Source organism: Pseudomonas sp. Irchel 3E20, from assembly GCF_900187645.1.
Lineage (GTDB): Bacteria > Pseudomonadota > Gammaproteobacteria > Pseudomonadales > Pseudomonadaceae > Aquipseudomonas.
The window spans coordinates 608291-625542 of sequence record NZ_FYEE01000001.1 but is presented as its reverse complement, the minus strand read 5'-3'; the positions used below and the strand labels follow the sequence as shown (position 1 = coordinate 625542).

Annotated in this window: 13 protein-coding genes; 9 read left to right on the top strand and 4 right to left on the bottom strand. The window is 64.9% G+C overall.

Annotated features, from left to right (window positions below; all coding sequences use genetic code 11):
* Positions 1 to 13 precede the first annotated feature (13 nt).
* From CKW13_RS02665 to CKW13_RS02650, 4 genes are all read left to right on the top strand, one after another.
* Complete coding sequence (locus tag CKW13_RS02665; RefSeq protein ID WP_095106691.1) at positions 14 to 1390, top strand: L-serine ammonia-lyase; 1377 nt, start codon at positions 14 to 16, stop codon at positions 1388 to 1390.
* A 40-nt stretch (positions 1391 to 1430) separates the two neighbouring features.
* Positions 1431 to 2555, top strand: coding sequence for a glycine cleavage system aminomethyltransferase GcvT (gene gcvT, locus CKW13_RS02660; protein ID WP_095106690.1), 1125 nt, complete (start codon positions 1431 to 1433; stop codon positions 2553 to 2555).
* Between the two features lie 398 nt (positions 2556 to 2953).
* A complete protein-coding gene (locus tag CKW13_RS02655) occupies positions 2954 to 3166 on the top strand; it encodes a cold-shock protein (RefSeq protein WP_003175786.1) in 213 nt (70 codons plus the stop codon).
* A 96-nt stretch (positions 3167 to 3262) separates the two neighbouring features.
* The gene (locus CKW13_RS02650; protein WP_095106688.1) at positions 3263 to 3751 is read left to right on the top strand and encodes an RDD family protein; all 489 of its coding nucleotides are present in this window, start codon (positions 3263 to 3265) and stop codon (positions 3749 to 3751) included.
* A gap of 58 nt (positions 3752 to 3809) precedes the next feature.
* Here CKW13_RS02650 and nadA read toward each other — a convergent pair whose 3' ends face one another.
* On the bottom strand, positions 3810 to 4868 hold the full coding sequence (gene nadA, locus CKW13_RS02645) for a quinolinate synthase NadA (protein WP_095106686.1): 1059 nt from the start codon (positions 4866 to 4868) through the stop codon (positions 3810 to 3812).
* A gap of 249 nt (positions 4869 to 5117) precedes the next feature.
* Between nadA and alkB the strand changes: the two genes are divergently transcribed.
* The 3 genes from alkB to CKW13_RS02630 all read left to right on the top strand — a co-directional run bounded on the left by alkB (position 5118) and on the right by CKW13_RS02630 (position 10082).
* A complete protein-coding gene (gene alkB / locus CKW13_RS02640; protein WP_095106684.1) occupies positions 5118 to 5789 on the top strand; it encodes a DNA oxidative demethylase AlkB in 672 nt (223 codons plus the stop codon).
* Positions 5790 to 5793: 4 nt separating this feature from the next.
* Positions 5794 to 6405 carry a DNA-3-methyladenine glycosylase gene (locus CKW13_RS02635; protein ID WP_095106682.1) on the top strand — a complete coding sequence of 204 codons (612 nt, stop codon included), beginning with the start codon at positions 5794 to 5796 and terminating at the stop codon, positions 6403 to 6405.
* 161 nt (positions 6406 to 6566) lie between these two features.
* Positions 6567 to 10082, top strand: coding sequence for a hypothetical protein (locus CKW13_RS02630; protein ID WP_095106680.1), 3516 nt, complete (start codon positions 6567 to 6569; stop codon positions 10080 to 10082).
* Here the strand turns inward: CKW13_RS02630 and CKW13_RS24595 are convergent.
* The 3 genes from CKW13_RS24595 to CKW13_RS02615 are packed head-to-tail and all read right to left on the bottom strand — an operon-like array spanning position 10079 to position 15386.
* Positions 10079 to 12904 carry an AAA family ATPase gene (locus tag CKW13_RS24595; RefSeq protein ID WP_256576489.1) on the bottom strand — a complete coding sequence of 942 codons (2826 nt, stop codon included), beginning with the start codon at positions 12902 to 12904 and terminating at the stop codon, positions 10079 to 10081. The two genes, CKW13_RS02630 and CKW13_RS24595, sit on opposite strands and share 4 nt — an antisense overlap.
* A complete protein-coding gene (locus CKW13_RS02620; RefSeq protein WP_095106678.1) occupies positions 12901 to 14481 on the bottom strand; it encodes a hypothetical protein in 1581 nt (526 codons plus the stop codon). The genes CKW13_RS24595 and CKW13_RS02620 overlap by 4 nt, the downstream gene beginning before the upstream one ends.
* Entirely contained in the window at positions 14478 to 15386 is a 909-nt protein-coding gene (locus CKW13_RS02615; protein ID WP_095106676.1) for a YafY family protein, read from the bottom strand. Before CKW13_RS02615 ends, CKW13_RS02620 begins: the two co-directional genes overlap by 4 nt.
* Before the next feature lie 425 nt (positions 15387 to 15811).
* Between CKW13_RS02615 and CKW13_RS02610 the strand changes: the two genes are divergently transcribed.
* Positions 15812 to 16312: a sigma-70 family RNA polymerase sigma factor gene (locus CKW13_RS02610; RefSeq protein WP_095106674.1), complete on the top strand. Its 501-nt coding sequence runs from the start codon at positions 15812 to 15814 to the stop codon at positions 16310 to 16312.
* Positions 16312 to 17250 carry a FecR domain-containing protein gene (locus CKW13_RS02605; protein ID WP_095106672.1) on the top strand — a complete coding sequence of 313 codons (939 nt, stop codon included), beginning with the start codon at positions 16312 to 16314 and terminating at the stop codon, positions 17248 to 17250. The genes CKW13_RS02610 and CKW13_RS02605 overlap by 1 nt, the downstream gene beginning before the upstream one ends.
* Positions 17251 to 17252 lie beyond the last annotated feature (2 nt).

The window sequence follows — 17252 nt, the reverse complement described above, 5'->3', positions numbered from 1 at the left end:
CCAGGAGCCCCCCATGTCCTTAAGCGTGTTCGACTTATTCAAGATTGGCATCGGCCCTTCCAGCTCCCACACCGTCGGCCCGATGCGGGCGGCGGCGCGGTTTGCCGAAGGGCTGCGCCGCGATGGCCTGCTGGCGGCCACCGCGTGCGTCAAAGTCGAGTTGTACGGCTCCCTCGGGGCCACCGGTAAAGGCCACGGCAGCGACAAGGCCGTGTTGCTGGGCCTGGAAGGCGAGCACCCGGACAGCGTCGACACCAACACCGTCGCCGCACGCCTGCACGACATCCGTGCCAGCGCCCGCCTCAACCTGCTCGGCGAACACAGCATCGCGTTCAACGAGAAAGAACACCTGGCCATGATCCGCAAGCCCTTGGCCTTCCACCCCAACGGCATGATCTTTCGCGCCTTCGACAGCGCCGGCCTGCAAATCCGCAGCCGCGAGTATTACTCCGTGGGCGGCGGTTTCGTGGTCGATGAAGGCGCCGCCGGGGCCGACCGCATCGTCGAAGACACCACGCCCCTGACCTTCCCCTTCAAAAGCGCCAAGGACCTGCTCGGCCACTGCGCCACCTATGGCCTACCCATCAGCCAGGTGATGCTGGCCAACGAAAGCGCCTGGCGCCCGGAGGCCGAGACCCGCGCCGGGTTGCTCAACATCTGGCAAGTGATGCAGGACTGCGTCGCCGCGGGGTGCAGCAACGAAGGCATCCTGCCCGGCGGGCTCAAGGTCAAGCGCCGCGCCGCCGCGCTGCATCGGCAGTTGTGCCAGAACCCGGAGTCGTCCCTGCGCGACCCGCTGTCGGTGCTCGACTGGGTCAACCTCTACGCCCTGGCGGTCAACGAAGAAAACGCCAACGGCGGGCGCGTGGTCACCGCGCCCACCAATGGCGCGGCGGGCATCATCCCCGCCGTGCTGCATTACTACATGCGCTTTATCCCCGGCGCCAACGACGACGGGGTGGTGCGCTTTCTGCTCACCGCCGCCGCCATCGGCATCCTCTACAAGGAAAACGCCTCCATCTCCGGCGCCGAAGTGGGCTGCCAGGGCGAGGTCGGCGTGGCCTGCTCCATGGCGGCCGGGGCCTTGTGCGAAGTGCTCGGCGGCAGCGTCCAGCAAGTGGAGAACGCCGCCGAGATCGGCATGGAACACAACCTGGGCCTGACCTGCGACCCCATCGGCGGCCTCGTCCAGGTGCCGTGCATCGAACGCAACGCCATGGGTTCGGTCAAGGCCATCAACGCCGTACGCATGGCGTTGCGCGGCGACGGCCAGCACTTCGTCTCCCTGGATAAAGTCATCCGCACCATGCGCCAGACCGGCGCCGACATGAAAAGCAAATACAAGGAGACCGCCCGTGGCGGTCTGGCCGTGAACATCATCGAGTGCTGAGGGCCGCCACGCCCATCCGCGCATTTTTCAGGAGCTGCACATGTCCACCCAAACCCTGTTGAAAACCCCGCTGCACACCCTGCACCTGGAACTCGGCGCCCGCATGGTGCCGTTCGCCGGCTACGACATGCCGGTGCAATACCCTCTGGGCGTGATGAAGGAACACCAGCACACCCGCGAACAGGCCGGGTTGTTCGATGTGTCCCACATGGGCCAGATCCGCCTCACCGGCGCCAATGCCGCCAGAGCCCTGGAAACCCTGGTGCCGGTGGACATCCTCGACCTGCCGGTGGGCATGCAGCGCTATGCCATGTTCACCAACGAAAGCGGCGGCATCCTCGACGACCTGATGGTGGCCAACCTGGGCAATGACGAGTTGTTCCTGGTGGTCAACGCCGCCTGCAAGGACCAGGACCTGGCGCACCTGCGCCAGCACATCGGCGAGCAATGCCAGATCGAGGCACTGTTCGAGGAACGCGCCCTGCTCGCCCTGCAAGGCCCGGCAGCGGTCAAGGTGCTGGCGCGCCTGGCCCCTGAGGTGAACAGCATGACCTTCATGCAGTTCGCCAGCCTCAAGTTGCTGGGCGTGGACTGCTACGTCAGCCGCTCGGGTTACACCGGTGAAGACGGCTTCGAGATTTCCGTACCCGCCGCGAACGCCCAGGCCCTGGCCCGCGCCCTGCTGGCCGAGCCGCAAGTCGAAGCCATCGGCCTTGGCGCCCGCGACTCCCTGCGCCTGGAGGCCGGCCTGTGCCTCTACGGCCATGACATGAACGCCCAAACCACGCCCATCGAAGCGGGCCTGTTGTGGGCCATCTCCAAGGCCCGCCGCGCCGACGGGCCGCGTGCCGGTGGTTTCCCCGGCGCGGAGGCCATCTTCGCCCAGCAGCGCGACGGCGTGAGCCGCAAGCGCGTGGGCTTCCTGCCCCAGGAACGCACACCGGTGCGCGAAGGCGCCGAGATCGTCAACCAGGCGGGCGACAGCATCGGCACCGTGTGCAGCGGCGGCTTCGGCCCGACCCTCGGTGGGCCGCTGGCCATGGGCTACGTGGACAGCGCCTACCTGGCGCTCGATACCGTCGTTTGGGCGATTGTGCGAGGCAAGCAAGTACCTATGGTGGTAAGCAAGATGCCCTTTGTTCCACAACGCTACTACCGTGGTTGATTGACTGTTTCTATAAGTAACGCGGTTGCGTAACAGTGCACTAATCTGTAACGCAACCGCCATAAAACAGTGCACACAAGCGCTCACTATTTCGATAGTGAACTTTGCTTATAACCTACGAAAACAATTGAACAGCACTATCGAATAAACCCACCGCACTCATTGACCTGGCTCAAAGCCCAGCAAAAACGGGCTCCTTGAGGGGGTTGTCTTTTCTCCATTAGTTGGCGTAGAGTTCGCGAACTGTGTTTGCATGGGTCGCTTAGAACCGTGACCTGGGCAGTAGCCATAAGTTTGCTACAACCCGTTCGACGTCTCTTACTTTCCTGCAACCAGCCCCAGTGCTCTTTCCTGCGAAAGAGGCTGCCATCAATTTATTGCTTCAAAGGAAATAAGAAATGTCCCAACGTCAGAGCGGCACCGTCAAGTGGTTTAACGACGAGAAAGGTTTTGGTTTTATCACTCCAGAAAGCGGTCCGGATCTGTTCGTACATTTCCGCGCCATTCAGGGCAACGGCTTCAAGAGCCTGAAAGAAGGCCAAAAAGTCACTTTCGTCGCCGTGCAGGGCCAAAAAGGCATGCAGGCTGATGAAGTACAAGCCGAAGCCTGATTCACCGCTTCGACAAAAAGCCTCTGATGCTGACATCAGAGGCTTTTTTATGGGCGTAAAGCCGTAAAATGGCTTCTTTTTTGGCCAGAGGCTGTCATGTCGAAACACCCGCTCACGCCCCAGGGCGACTTCCCCGTCGCCACCCTCGGCCGTCGCCTGGCTGCCATGTTCTACGACTTCCTGCTGTGCACCGCCCTGCTGATCTGCACCGCCGGCCTGTACAAGATGGTGCAAATGGCCATTATCGGCGAAGAACGCATGCGCACCTTGACCGAGTCCGGCGCCCTGGACGGTGACCCTTTGCTGTCCACCGTGCTGCTGTTCGTGCTGTTTGGCTTCTTCGCCAAGTTCTGGACCTGGTCCGGCCAGACCCTGGGCATGCAGGTGTGGTGCGTGCGTGTGCAAAACCCCGACGGCACTGCCATCAGCCTGTGGCAGGCGCTGCTGCGCTTTGTGGTGTCGATTGCATCGCTGCTGTGCCTGGGCCTGGGTTTTTTCTGGGTGCTGGTGGACAAGCAAAAACGCAGTTGGCACGACATCTATTCCGACACCTGCGTGGTGCGGGTGCCCAAGAAGAAAAAGTAAAGCGCCTACACGAAAACGCCCCGAACCAGTCGGGGCGTTTTTTATCCGGCTTAAACCCTCAGGCGTTGCCCGACAGTTTGAGCCGCGCGGCGGCGGTGAAGTCGAGCATGCGCTTGAGCGGGCGAATGGCCTGGGGCACCAGCGCCGGGTCGACGAAAATCTCCCCCGAGCCTTCGCGCAAGCATTGCAGCGTGCGCTCCAGGGTGTTCATCGCCATCCACGGGCAGTGGGCGCAACTGCGGCAGGCGGCGCCGTTGCCGGCGGTGGGCGCTTCGATAAAGACCTTGTCCGGGCATAGCTGCTGCATCTTGTAGAAGATGCCGCGGTCGGTGGCCACGATCAGGGTCTTGTTCGGCAGGCTCTGGGCGGCAGCGATCAACTGGCTGGTGGAGCCCACGGCGTCGGCCAATTCGATCACCGAGGTCGGCGACTCCGGGTGTACCAGGACAGCGGCGTCCGGGTACAGGGCCTTCATGTCTTCGAGCTGCTTGGACTTGAACTCTTCATGGACGATGCACGCACCGTCCCAGAGCAGCATGTCGGCGCCGGTCTTGCGCTGGATGTAGGTGCCCAGGTGTTTATCCGGGCCCCAGATGATGGTTTCGCCGTTGTCCATCAGGCTTTCGACGATTTCCAGGGCGCAACTGGACGTCACCACCCAGTCGGCACGCGCCTTGACCGCCGCCGACGTGTTGGCATAAACCACCACCGTGCGCTCGGGGTGCTGGTCGCAAAAAGCGGAAAATTCTTCCACCGGGCAGCCCAGGTCCAGGGAGCAAGTCGCCTCCAGGGTAGGCATCAGCACGCGTTTTTCCGGGTTGAGGATTTTCGCGGTCTCGCCCATGAACTTAACCCCGGCCACGACCACGGTCTTGGCCGGGTGGGCGTTGCCGAAGCGGGCCATCTCCAGGGAGTCGGACACGCAGCCGCCGGTTTCCTCGGCCAGGGCCTGGATCACGGGGTCGCAATAAAAGTGCGCCACCAGCACCGCGTCCTGAGCCTTGAGCTCGGCGGCGATGGCGGCACGGTAATCGGCCTCTTGCGCGGCGGTCAGCGGTTTGGGCTGCTTGGCGTCGAGGTGGGCTTGTACCAGAAGGCGTTCGGAAATGTGCGTCATGATCGCAAGACCTGCAGGCGCTTTCGCGCGAAAGTCGAGTATACACCCGGCTCCGGACCCTTTCGGATACCGCCGGGAGAATGGAAAGTCATCAGGTGGACAGCGTTGAAGCTGCGCAAGGCTACAGAATAACCGGCCGATTCAAAAGCCCTGCCATACACCGCAAGAGTCGCAGTGATGCGCGTGGCGCGCTGGGTATAGACTGCCCCACAACCCGCTTGCTACCGGGTCAATTGAGTGAGATCTGCCATGCCAGCCCCCAACGGCCCACACACCCCGGACCTGTTCGCCCACCACACGCCCGAGCCCACCACCCAGCAGATCGGCGCCCAGGCCTGGGTGTTGCGCGGGTTTGCGCTGCCTTGGGTGGATCAGTTGCTGCCGGCGTTACAGGCGATTCAGGCCACTTCGCCCTTTCGTCATATGGTCACCGTGCGCGGCTTTACCTTGTCGGTGGCCTTGACCAATTGCGGCAGCCTGGGCTGGACCAGCGACCACCGCGGCTACCGCTATAGCCCACTGGACCCGCTGCGCGAGGCGCCATGGCCGGCGATGCCAGAGGCCTTCAGCGAACTGGCCACAGCCGCCGCGTTGGCCGCAGGCTTTGCCGATTTCGCCGCCGATGCCTGCCTGATTAACCACTACCTGCCCGGTTCGCGTTTGTCGCTGCACCAGGACCGCAACGAGCGCAGTTTCGAGCACCCGATTGTCTCGGTGTCCCTGGGCCTGCCGGCGGTGTTCCAATTCGGCGGTTTCGAGCGCAGCGACAAGGCCCTGCGCATCCCCCTGCTGCACGGCGATGTGGCGGTGTGGGGCGGCGCCGACCGTTTGCGCTACCACGGCGTGCTGCCCCTCAAGGCCGGCGAGCACCCGTTGCTGGGCGCACGGCGCATCAACCTGACGATGCGCAAGGCCGGTTGAGGCCATGAACGCAGACGCCTTGCACCGCGCCAGCCAATTTCTCAGTGCGCTGGATGCCGATTGGGCCGCCCATATCGCCCGCGTCGGCCCGTGCCTGCATGCCGCCAAACCTACCCGCGACCCTTACGAAGCGCTGGTGCGGGCTATCGCTTATCAGCAACTGCACGCCCGCGCCGCCGAGGCGATTCTCGGGCGCCTGCTGGCGCTGTACCCCGGGCAGGCGTTCCCCAGCCCCGCGCAACTGCTGGCCACCGCCCCCGAGGCCCTGCGCGCCTGCGGCTTTTCAGCGCGTAAGTTGCAGACGCTGCACGGCATCGCCGCCGCCACCGAAAGTGGCCTGGTGCCTGGCTACGCAGAAGCCATGGCAATGGACGACGAAGCGCTGATCGCGCGTTTGGTGAGCCTGCGCGGCGTCGGCCGCTGGACCGTAGAGATGCTCCTGATCTACACCCTCGAACGCCTGGACATCCTGCCCGCCGACGACTTCGGCGTATGCGAAGGCTATCGCCGCCTCAAGGGCCTGGCGGCCCGCCCCACCGCCCGGCAGATGAGCGCGCTCGCCCAGGCCTGGAGCCCGCACCGTACCGTGGCCGCATGGTACCTGTGGCGCGTCTGAGCCCAGCGGCTTACTCCCTCCCAGGCGCTGTGCCTGCCGTTCCATCCGAGACCCGCTACACACCGCGCTGAACCGGCATCTATGTGCGGCGCCGCCAACCGAACAGGATCAAGCCTGCCTGAGCGCTTCACCGTGGAGCGCTCGCCGACGGAGCGCCCTGCATGAATCAATCTCCCCCCCTCGACACTGACGAGCACAACCCGCTGTCCTGGCCCCTGGAGTCCGGCGTCGGGCTGCAACTGCCGGGGGTACAAGACCCGCGCCTGATTACCCACCTGTACAACGAACTGTGGGCCATGGCCAACACCGGCACCCAAGGCCTGGGCGAACCGGGTAAGCGTGCAGTGCCGCAGCACTCGACCCTGGGCCATTGGCTGAGCGTGTACCGCAAGGCCATCAACGCCCCGGCCTTCCTCGATTGGGCCAAGCGCCACGCGCTCAAGCTCGACAGCCTGGTGCTACACAGCACTTCATTGCAGGCCAGCACCCCAACAGGCCCGGTCACCTTTACCCTGGACGATGACAGCGGCTGGCGGGCGCTGGCCAACCCCATCCTCAGCGTGGCCCACAGCATTGATGTGGCGAACCTGGGGCTGGCGTATATCGACGAAGCAGAACCGGCGCTGCCCCTGGCGTCGATCCTGGCGTTTCACGGCTACCCCCTGCCGCACAACCGCCCGCAAGCCCGGCAAATGCTTGAGGAGTTGGGCAGCCTGCAGGCCTTTCCCCTGTTTACCGAACAGGGCCGCTCCCTCTCGGCAATCCACAATGAGCTGGAGCAGCAATACAGCGACTTCCAACACTTGGCCGAGGTGCTTGCCGCTCACCGTGACCAGGCCTCGCGCGAAAACCGTGTCATCGACCTCGCGGTCCTGAACCAGCAGCGGGTGATTCTGGGGTCCGGTTCCTGGCTGGCGCGGACCATGGACACAGCTTCCAGGCAGCTCAAGCAGTTAATCCGCGACTATCATGCCCACGCCCTCGACTCCGGCCAGCCCATACCGCCATCGCGCCGCTACTACGCCCGTGCCCAGGAGGGGCTTTTCCCCGTTGCGCCAGCCAACACCAGGCCTAGCCTGCCGGCGGGCACCCTGATCGACGCGGGCCTGGGCGCGCCGTGGCACACCTTGAACCAGCTTCTGGTCCAACTCGACATCGAGGTGCACACCAACCGCACCTTCAGCCTCCAGGCCTTGCTGCACGCCTACGATCTCACCCCGGCCACCAACGCCCATGAACTCGACGCGCTGATTTACCGCCTGCGCCAACGCCAGCCGCCCGCGTTCGTGCCGGTCAGCGAGTGTGCTTTTTCCGCTTCCGACCTGCGCAGCCATCAGCGCCACATCGGTGCCCACAACGACTACTACAGCCTGACCCAAGCCCTACTGGCCACCGACAAACCGCTGAGCGAAATGGACGATTGGCCCGTCATCGAGGTCGACCCGCATACCTATCGCCCCTTCCTGGCGGCCGCCGCGCAGCACTTGCGCGAATTGACGCAACACCCACGTTTTCAGGAGATCGCCAGCGCCCATCAATTGTCGCCCGACAGCCCGATCCGGCTAAGCGCTGACCGCCGCATCACTGCCCGCACACGAAGTGGCCTGCGCGTACAACTACAGGACGCGGTACAGGCCGTGGAGGGGCTGCATGACCTGACGCAGGCGCTGTTTGAACGGGCAAGCAAGACGGGCGGGGAGATCAGCAGCGATGCGAGCGCCACCTTCAAGCAACTGATGGCCCTCTACCGCCTCGGCGGGCTACACCCCACCAGCCGGGCGGCAGTGGGCACGCGGCTGCTGCGCATCAAGCTGCGCAACCCACCCCTGCTGGGCAGCTACTGGCGGGCCCTGCAGGAAGCCCTTAGCACCGTGCAACGGCTGACGGCCACCGAGCGCCAGAACATCCTGGGCATCATCGCCACCACGGTGCCCGAGCCCCACCCCAACCTGCTGCACTACTTGAGCCAGGCCCAGGTGGAGGACAAATTCGTGCCTGGCATCCGTGCCGAAGGGGATTATCTGCTGGCGCGGATACTCAACAGCCCCCGGGCGCAGCACCTGGCCGAACGCCTGGGCACGGCCACGACCTGGCCGCCAGGCGATGACACGCCTCTGTTCGCCCGCGCGCACCGCAACGCGAGAACCCTGACGGCCCTGCTCTTGAGCCTGGACCCCGACTTTTCCGTGCTCAGCAACCAGGTAGCGGGATTCGACCTGATGGACAGCGACAACTGGGGCAAGCGCTCCGGCGCGGTCTACCAGAGCCTGGATGAGCACCTGGCGCAAAGCGGCATAGGCTGGCTACAACGCCCACTGGCCATGCACCTGTTGCTCGCAGGCACGGCGCCTGAGCTGTTGCTGCGGGGCATCGAGAGTTCGGCACCGCACATGAGTTCGCAGATCTGGCTGATCGTCAGGCAGCACGTGTTGTACCTGGAGCACTTGCGGCTGGGCTCATCCCATGAAGCGACCTACCTGGACATCATTGCCCTGAGCCATCTCCCCACCAACCCGACCCGCCGCGTCTTTCTCGATTCCGATGCCGCGGTGCAGTTCATCCTCGATTGGGCGGTGGTCAATGGCATCCTCGAACGCAAAGCCCATTTCCCGCCCAAGGACTACCGGGCCGCGATCAAAGCCCTGAACCTCCAGCGCCAAGCGCTGATAGCGGCGCTGCAAAGCCTGGAAGAACCTGTCGTGACCCTGCACCAGAGCGCCCTGGCCGACCTGCGCTGGGTCTTCCCCAACAACACCGCCCTGGAACAGCGCCTCCTGGCCAGGCGCCCCGGCGACACCCCCTCGGCCGATGCCCGGTTGTATTCGCTGGTGGAGCTGCACAGCGCCGCGCAACTCAAGCACCGCGCCCAACAGTGGCACTGCCCCGGTGGGCAGATCGATTACCCGAGCCTGTCCCGCGAGTTTGCTCGGCTCAACGACGCCCAGAGCCTGTATGCCGCTGCGTTCGATAGCCAGGTCATGAAAATCAAACAGGCGTACATCGAGATCCTCTGCTACGAACTGTCCCAACTGTCACGGGCTCAACGCGAAGCCTTGGAATACGGGCACCTGAGCTTTTTCACCCTGGCTACGCCAACCGCCGCCGCGACAGCGCCGAGGGCGCACTACGGCCTCCTGCTGCGCTGTGTCTACCAGGGCGCCGTACAGATTTTCGAGGTGTTTGCCACCCAGTTTTTGATCGTCGCCCGTCAGGACCTGAGCGAAGACCACCACAACGCCTTCACCTCTACCGAACCGGATGCGGTGATTCAGCTCCCGTTCGACCTGAGCGCCCATTTAAGCGGCACGGAGCCCATCACCGATGCGGTATCCCGGGTGCGCCTGCGGCCCCTGGCACAACAGTTGCCCGCTGTGCCGGCGCCCCAGGATCAACCGCTGCCGCTCGTCCCCAACACCCTCAATTCCCCGCGCACCGACGAGATTGCCAGCCTCATCGTTGACCGACACCTGATGAGCGCCAGCCAGGCGTTGAGCGACGCCCTCAACGTGCCCCTCACCTTGGCGCAAGTCACGCAAGGGCCCGACCCGTGGGCGCAGTTTCTCGCGAGCCTGGCGCCGCTCAAGCCACCGCTACAGGAAAAACCCGAGATCAGCGACCTGCTGGCAGACTTCCCCGCGCCCCAGGTGCCACCCGAGGAGCCTGGCCAGTCGGCCTAGGGTTTGCCCGAGTCGAAGAACGCGCCAAAGAAGCCGCCGGCCTTGAGCTTCACCGTGCCGACCTGGCCTTCGGCATGGCCCTTGAGCAGGTCGGCCAGGGTGGCTGGTTTGGCCTTGGCCTTGCCGGCCGCCACGCTGTGCAAGGCCGCCAGCACCGCGCTGTTGACCGAAGCACCGACTCCAGGGATCAACGAGCCCATGGTGCCCATCACCGCGCCAGTACCTGCCACCTGTTCGGCGGCTTCGACACCTTGCTCGTTCAATTGCACCGCCACCTCGGCCAGCAGGTTGGGGTTGTCGGCCAACTGGCGTTTCAACGGCTCGTTATCGCCCTGCGCGAACGCCATTTGCCATCTCGGCGGCAGGGCCGGGTTGCGCGCCAGGTTGAACATAATCGTCGACAGTTCATCGCTTTGCTCGAAGGCCACCAGCACTTTCACCGCCTCGGGGCACAGGTTGGGGTTCTTCGACAGCGCCTGGTAGACCGTCTGAAAGCGCCAACTGCGAAACGGCAGCGACTCATAGGTCTGGTGGAAGAACGGCGAGGTGGAGTCCGGTTTCAGCGCCTCCAGCACCTCACTGGCGTGTTCCGGCAACGCCGATAACAGCAGCGACAACTGCGCGTGTTTGCCGATGCACGGGTTCTGCGCCAAGGCCTCGAAGTGCCGGCCGTCGCCCACGAGAATGGCCTGGGCGTGCTCCGAGAGGTTCTCCAGCACCAGCAAGCTATCGACCATGTCTTCGACGGGGTGGTTGGCAATGCGCTTGTGGTGGGCCGGGTCCAGCACCGGGTTGGCGATCAGCGCTTGCATTTGCAGGCCGGTATTGACCGTTTTGACCTCCCACAGGCTGTCGAGCAACTGGCCTTGCAAGGGCGGTGACAGCCAACTGCTCTGGCAAATAGCCAGGCGCGTGGAGTGCTGCTTGCTCTGGATAAACAGCGCCAGGCGCACGTCGTCGGTGAGGTGGGTGCAGGCCAGCAGCGCGGCTTCCTGGATGTGCTCGCCGCTGCCGTTCCACTTGCCCAGCTCACTGGCCAGCAGGTCCATGGGCGCGCGCGGGTGCAGGCAACTGAGGTGGTAAGCGTCGAGGTCGAAATCCGCCGCGCGCTTGTCCTTGCTCAGGCACGCGGCCAGCAGGCGTTCGGTGCAGTTGGGGTTGCGGTACACGCTCAGGCGCACTTGCGGGTCGTGGTCGCGGCTGAGTTTTTCCAGCAGGTCGTCGGGGCATTCCAGGTGGCACGCCACCTCGTTGCGGCGCACCGGGTTGGGGCTGTCGGTGAGTTGGATCATCTGGGCGATGCTCAAGCCGTCGATGCGCGAGGCGGGTTTGAGCTTGAGTTTCTCGAAGAGGATTTCGTACTTGCCGACCTGCTCGCGCAGGGTTTCGCGCAGCGGCACGGTGGCGCGGATCGCCCGTTCGACGTCTTCGTGGGCCAGGGCATGGCCGTCGAGGAATGCACTTTCGCGGGCCTCGCCCACGGCGTTCTGGATGTCCGCCCCGGAGTAGTCGCGGCATAGCGCGGCCAGGGTCTGTTGCTGGGCTTCGGTGAAGCCCGCCCAGTCCTCGCCCAGGTGAATGGCGAGGATCGCCGAGCGTTCCTGGGCGTTGGGGAAGCCGACGTAAAACACTTCGTCGAAACGCCCCTTGCGCAGCAGCTCGGCGGGCAGCGCGCTGATGTTGTTGGCGGTGGCGATGACGAACACCGCCCCGGTTTTTTCCTGCATCCAGGTCAGGAAGTAGCCAAACAGCCGGGACGACACCTCGCTGCCTTCGCCACTGCCGATGCCGACGAAGGCTTTTTCCAGTTCATCGATCCACAGGATGCAGGGGCTGACGCTTTCGGCCATGGTCAGGGCGCGGCGCATGTTGTGCTCGCTTTCGCCGACGTACTTGCCCAGCAGCGAGCCGATGTCCAGGCGCAGCAGCGGCAACTGGAACAGGTTGGCGGCGGCCTTGGCGGTGAGGGATTTGCCGCACCCCGGCATCCCGGCAATCAGCACGCCCTTGGGCGCGGTGACGCCGGCCTGCCCGGCCTCGTCGAGGCGGCGGAAGATTTCGGCGCGGCGCTTGAGCCAATGCTTGAGGTTTTCCAGGCCACCGATGTGGTGGGCAGTTTCGCCGACCTTAATCATCTCCAACACACCGCTTTTGGCGATGATCTGCTCTTTTTCGTGGTGGATCAGGCTCAATGCCCCGTCGTCGAGTTGCGGGTGCAACGGCTGCACCATCGCGAGCACCTGGCGGATTTCCTCTTCGCTCAAGCCGCTGCACGTGGCCACCAGGCGCGGCAGCAACGCCCGGGGAATGCTCAGGGGCAGCTCGCTGGCGCAGCGCTGTACCAGGGCGAGGATGTCTTCGCGCCCCGGTAATGGCAGCGCCAGCAAGGTCATTTGCGCTTCGACCTGGGGCGGCACGAACAGGCTCTCGCCCACCAGCACCACGGCGCAGCGGCCACGGTGATGGCGCTGGATGCGGTTGAGCAACTGTTTGAGGCGCGCAATGGCCAGGGGCTGGTTTTCCAGGGCCAGGCGCGCGTCTTTGATGACGATCAGTTTGTCGCCCAGGTCTTCATCGGCCAGCATCGGCAGGCAATGGGCCAGGTCGGTCTGGGCGTCTGCGGTGCGCGGCTGCTTGGTGGTGAAATTGACCCAGCCATAGGCCAGGTTCCACTCCATCAGGTGCAGGCCTGCCTCCTCGCCCAGGCGCATCAGGATGCGGTCAACCCGCGCCTCCTCGCCCGAGTGGATGTAGAACCCCGGGTAACCGGCCGCCAGGTGAGCGTGGAGCTTGACTTGCAACGCGGTGAAGGCGGCGCTCATGCGAACAACCCCTTGGCCAAGTTGCCCAGGCCCTTGGCCAGGTTGCGCGCGCCTTCGGCCAGGCTGGCCGAGACACTGTTGACCACCGCCACGGCGGTCTTGACCAGGTGTTTACCGGCGTTGAACGCGCGCTCGCCGATAACGCCACCGGCCATGCCGCCCAGCACGCCGCCGACAAACCCGCCGACCACGATACCCGGCGGGCCGAACACGGTGCCAATGCTCGCGCCCATGGCCCCGCCCTTGGAGGCCGCGGCCAGGGAACACAGGGTGGAGACGGTGGTTTGCCCCATCAACTCCACCGCTTCGCCGCCGCTCAATTGGCCCTTGGCCAGTTTGTGCAGGATTTTCGCGTTGGCCACGGCGATGCAGGCGATGTTGGCGATGCGCCCGGCCGGGGTGCGCTTGAGCACCGGGCCCAGCAGGCCGTTTTTCGCCGCCACCACCAGGGCGCCAGACACCGCCACCTGGGTCGCCACTTGCAGGGTGCTGTCCAGGGAGCTGTCGAAGAACGCCTTGAGGTCGGCGCTGGCCGCCGGGTTCTCGCGGCCCTTGAAGCGGTTCCACGCGCGGCGCGCCAGAATCCGCACGCCTTGCAGGCTGGCGGCGATACCGGCGCCGATCAACGCCTGTTTGCCAAGGTTCTTCGCAATGTTGATGCGGTTGGTGTCGTTCCAGTCGTATTGCCGCGCTTCGGCTTCTTCGCGGGCTTTGCGCTGCCATTCGCCGGCCTGCTCTTTACTCAGGGGCTCGGACTGCACACCGTCGATTTCGATGGTTTCGGTGCTGTCGGGCACGTCCTTGGCCTGGCCTTCGGGCACCAGGCGCTTCTGCTCGCCGTACTCGCCGCGCTTGAACAGGCGTTCGGTGGCCTCGGCGTCGGCGCCGTACTTGGACTGGTACTCGTGGACCACGTTGCCCTGGCCGTCGACGATCTGGATATCGACCGAATTCAGCTCATTGGAGTTGACCACCCGGGCGCGGTACTCGCTGCCCTTGGTCACCGCGTCGATGTTGAACGTATCGACGTGGTGCTGCTCGGCGATGTAGCCGTCGAGGTTGGGCGAAAAACTGATATCGCCGTTGTTGTTGGTAATCATCACCCGCGCGCCCGCGGTGGCCTCGGCCAGGGCGACGTCGATGGCCGTGGCGTAGCGGCCGACGCCCACGTTGCCGGCAACCCCGGCGGCTTTTTCCAGCTCGCGGGCGACCCAGCTCGCCTCGCTCTGGCCGCGGGCCAGGTGTTCGTGCAACGAGCGCGACGCGGCGTAGCCATGGGTGACCGACTCGATCACTTCCTTGGCGCTGGCCTGGCGTTGGGCGGGGCTCTGCCACAGGTGCGGGTGTTTGCTGAATTCTTCGTCCAGCCAGTCTTCCAGCGGCCGCTCGGCCTGCTGCTCGCGCGATTGCACGAACTGCGCCACCAGGGCCGTGGTGGCGACGGCGTTTTCTTCGCCACCAAAGACGTTCTGCTCCACGGCGTCGGCCTGGTGTTCCTGGTACTGCTCGCTGGACAACAGCTCAGGGTCCAGCGGCGTCAGTGCGTTAGCGTCGGGACCGTTTACCTGTTGATTCATGGCTGGCTTCCTGTAGGGGGCGGTGGGGCGTGCTGCAAGTAGTGTTCGAGTTCGTTGCGCAATTGCGCGGCGAGCCACGCGGGCTCAAGCACGCGCACATGGGGCATCCAATAGCGGATGATCGGCAGAATCTGGTTGGCGTGGCCGACCGCGCTGCTGAGGGTCAGCGTGCCGTCGGCGGCGTGGTCCAGCACCTGTTGGGCGGGCACCACGGCGCGGCGTAAAAAGTAATAGGCGATGGCGGGGGCGACGCTCAGGCGTACCTGGACCTTGGTGGTGCTGAACCAAATGTCGTCGTCTTCTTCGATCTGCCGCGCGATGGTCGGGCACGGCGTGAACGTCTCGCGCCCCACCCGCAGCAGGCTGATGCGGCCCAGGCTGAACGCCTTCAACTGGCCGTTTTCGGTGGCGGCCAAATACCAGATGCCCTTGTTGTTGACCAGGCGATAGGGCTCAAGCTCACGGGGCTTTTCGCCGTACAGCAGGTGGCAGCGCTGGTGCTGGGCGATGGCCTGGGTCAGTTGCTGGAACTGGCGGTCGCGGGGGCGCACGTCTTCGTGGTGATGGCCCTTGACCAGAAACTGGCTCGGCGCCTGCGGGTCGATCAGCGAGCGCAAAAAGCGGTGGCCACTGTCGGGGAACAACCCCTTGACCCCGGTGAGCCTGGCAAACACCTCCAGGTCCCGGGGGTCGAGCGCACCCTGGGACGCCGTGCTCAGGCGATAACGCCCGTCTGCCAGACGCTCGACACTGCCGCCCAGGCGATTGAGGTCGCGGTAGATGGTGCGCTCGCTGACCCCAAAACGGTCCGCCAGGTCATAGCGGCACACCGGTTCGCCCTGATTCAACTGCACAAGGATCTGCGCCAGGCGATTGGCCAGGGTGTCGTGGGGCGGGGAAGGCATGGGAATGTCCAGATCCGTTGGAAGATGACGCGAGCTTACGCAGACGCACTGACAGGTGATGTCAGTACAATTTCATTTGCACATCAATGTGCCATCAATTTTCGTGGAATCAAGCACTTCCTCTGATGACTCGCTAGCGCCCCCTTCCCAGTGGGAGCCACTGTCCGCTCCCTGCCATTCGTCACGGCCACTCAGTGCCGCCATCGCGAGCAGGCTCGCTCCCACAGAGGAAAAATGAAAATCCTACCCACACCACCGTTCAACTGTGGGAGCGGGCCCGCCCGCGATAGCCATCTTGAAGCTGCCATCGCCGGCAAGCCTGGCTCCCATGACCGCAGTCATAGCCATTTGACACCTGGCACTTGTCAGGCTCGGTGGTTTTCGCAAACAATAATAAATAATCATTCTCAATAACGACCCTGCCCATGCCCACCTCCACGTCTCCTGTGCTGCACCAGCTCTACCGCGACCACAACGGTTGGCTGAACGGTTGGCTACGGGCGCGGTTGGGTAATTCCAGCGATGCGGCGGACCTGGCGCAGGACACCTTCGTGCGGGTGCTGATGGCCCGCAATGCCGAGGCCATTCGTGAGCCGCGCACCTATCTGAGTGCCATCGCCCGGGCGTTGCTGATTGATAAGTTCCGCCGCCGTGCCGTGGAGCAGGCTTACCTAGAAACCCTGGCGCTACGCCCCGATGCCGTGGACATCTCCCCCGAAACCCGCCTGCAAATCCTCGAAACCCTGGCCGCCGTGGACGCCATGCTCGATGACCTGGGCGAGCGCACCCGGCGGATTTTCCTCGCGGTGCAGCTCGAAGGCCTGAGCTACGTGGCCACTGCCCAGCGCCTGGGCGTGTCGGTGACCACGGTAAAAAAACACATGATTAACGCCATGGCCCATTGCCTGTTGCTGGTGGAAGACTGATGCCCGCCGCCCTCGACCGCCAGGTCCTCAAGGCCGCCGCCACCTGGTACGTACAACTGAGCGCCGCGCCGCCCAGCGAGCAGGAGCGCCAAGCCTGGCGCGCCTGGTTGGCCGAAAACGCGGCCCACACCCAGGCCTGGGCGCGGGTCGAGAAACTGCAACGGCAACTGGGCGCCCTGCCCCAGGACGTGGCCTTGCCCACCCTGGCCGGTGCCCGCGCCAAACGCCGGGCGGTGGTCAAGGTGCTGGGCGTGCTGCTGGCGGCCGGCGCCACCGGTTGGGGGGCCCTGGCCCTGGAGCCGTTGCCGGCGCGGCTGGCCCAGTACCGCACCGCCAAAGGCCAGCGCCGCCACGTGGCACTGGCCGACGGCAGCCAAGTGGACCTCGACACCCACAGCGCGGTGGACGTGGACTACAGCGCCCACCTGCGCCAGGTCCACTTGCACCACGGCCAGATCCTCATCCAGACCGCCGCCGACCCCGCCGGCCGGCCCTTTGTCGTCCACACCCGCCACGGCAGCGTGCGCGCCCTGGGCACGCGGTTTTGCGTGCGCAGCGAAGCCGGGCACACCCAGGTGCAGGTGCTGGAGCACGCGGTGGAACTGCGCCCGCGCCACGCCCCCCAACAGGTGCTGCGCCTGGACGCCGGCCAGCAAGGCAGCTTCGACCTGGCCCCGCCCAGCGCCCTGCCCGCCGGCAGCGACGCCTGGGCCCGGGGCATGCTGATGGCGGTGGATTGGCGCCTGGGCGAGTTGCTCAGCGAAATCGCCCGCTACCGCCCCGGCGTGTTGCAGTGCAGCGACGCGGTGGCGGGGCTGCGCCTGTCCGGCGCGTTTCGCCTGGACGACAGCGACACCCTGCTGGAAAACCTGGCCACTTCCCTGCCGGTGCGGGTACGTTTTTTGACCCGTTATTGGGTGCGGGTGGAGCCCGCATGAAA

What these genes read in the sequence shown, in the direction of transcription:
- CKW13_RS02665 (WP_095106691.1), top strand. Translation starts at nt 14, where the DNA reads ATGTCCTTAAGCGTGTTCGACTTATTCAAGATTGGCATCGGCCCTTCC.
- gcvT (WP_095106690.1), top strand. Translation starts at nt 1,431, where the DNA reads ATGTCCACCCAAACCCTGTTGAAAACCCCGCTGCACACCCTGCACCTG.
- CKW13_RS02655 (WP_003175786.1), top strand. Translation starts at nt 2,954, where the DNA reads ATGTCCCAACGTCAGAGCGGCACCGTCAAGTGGTTTAACGACGAGAAA.
- CKW13_RS02650 (WP_095106688.1), top strand. Translation starts at nt 3,263, where the DNA reads ATGTCGAAACACCCGCTCACGCCCCAGGGCGACTTCCCCGTCGCCACC.
- nadA (WP_095106686.1), bottom strand. Translation starts at nt 4,868, where the DNA reads ATGACGCACATTTCCGAACGCCTTCTGGTACAAGCCCACCTCGACGCC.
- alkB (WP_095106684.1), top strand. Translation starts at nt 5,118, where the DNA reads ATGCCAGCCCCCAACGGCCCACACACCCCGGACCTGTTCGCCCACCAC.
- CKW13_RS02635 (WP_095106682.1), top strand. Translation starts at nt 5,794, where the DNA reads ATGAACGCAGACGCCTTGCACCGCGCCAGCCAATTTCTCAGTGCGCTG.
- CKW13_RS02630 (WP_095106680.1), top strand. Translation starts at nt 6,567, where the DNA reads ATGAATCAATCTCCCCCCCTCGACACTGACGAGCACAACCCGCTGTCC.
- CKW13_RS24595 (WP_256576489.1), bottom strand. Translation starts at nt 12,904, where the DNA reads ATGAGCGCCGCCTTCACCGCGTTGCAAGTCAAGCTCCACGCTCACCTG.
- CKW13_RS02620 (WP_095106678.1), bottom strand. Translation starts at nt 14,481, where the DNA reads ATGAATCAACAGGTAAACGGTCCCGACGCTAACGCACTGACGCCGCTG.
- CKW13_RS02615 (WP_095106676.1), bottom strand. Translation starts at nt 15,386, where the DNA reads ATGCCTTCCCCGCCCCACGACACCCTGGCCAATCGCCTGGCGCAGATC.
- CKW13_RS02610 (WP_095106674.1), top strand. Translation starts at nt 15,812, where the DNA reads ATGCCCACCTCCACGTCTCCTGTGCTGCACCAGCTCTACCGCGACCAC.
- CKW13_RS02605 (WP_095106672.1), top strand. Translation starts at nt 16,312, where the DNA reads ATGCCCGCCGCCCTCGACCGCCAGGTCCTCAAGGCCGCCGCCACCTGG.